Raw genomic sequence first — 423 nt, 5'->3', positions numbered from 1 at the left:
ATCGTGGCTGGCGACAAGCTGAACGTCACCCGTGAAATCGATGGCGGCCTGCAGACCGTTTCGCTGAACCTGCCAGCCATCGTCACCACCGACCTGCGCCTGAACGAGCCACGCTACGCGTCGCTGCCGAACATCATGAAGGCCAAGAAGAAGCCGCTGGAAACCGTTACTTCAGACGCGCTGGGCGTGTCCCTCGCCTCCACCAGCAAGACCCTGAAAGTCGAAGCCCCGGCTGCCCGCAGCGCCGGCATCAAGGTCAAATCGGTGGCCGAACTGGTCGAAAAGCTCAAGAACGAAGCGAAGGTAATCTAAATGACTATCCTGGTTGTCGCTGAACACGCTGGCGGTGCCATAGCCTCCGCCACCCTGAACACCGTTGCCGCTGCCGCCAAGATCGGTGGTGATGTGCACGTGCTGGTCGCA

General features: G+C 60.8%; 1 protein-coding gene and 1 pseudogene. Both read left to right on the top strand.

Annotated elements, in window-relative coordinates:
• Nucleotides 1-312, top strand: a 312-nt coding sequence (locus tag ACLEJU_RS28700; protein WP_440776786.1) for an electron transfer flavoprotein subunit beta/FixA family protein, incomplete at its 5' end; no start/stop codon positions are given.
• Nucleotides 313-423, top strand: a pseudogene (locus tag ACLEJU_RS28695) (electron transfer flavoprotein subunit alpha/FixB family protein); the annotation flags it as partial. It lies immediately after the preceding gene.

Origin of the sequence: Pseudomonas sp. SMN11 (genome assembly GCF_052041945.1) — a bacterium.
Taxonomy (GTDB): Bacteria; Pseudomonadota; Gammaproteobacteria; order Pseudomonadales; family Pseudomonadaceae; genus Aquipseudomonas.
The sequence above is the reverse complement of the archived record's forward strand: the minus strand, read 5'-3'. Positions and strand labels throughout refer to the sequence as shown.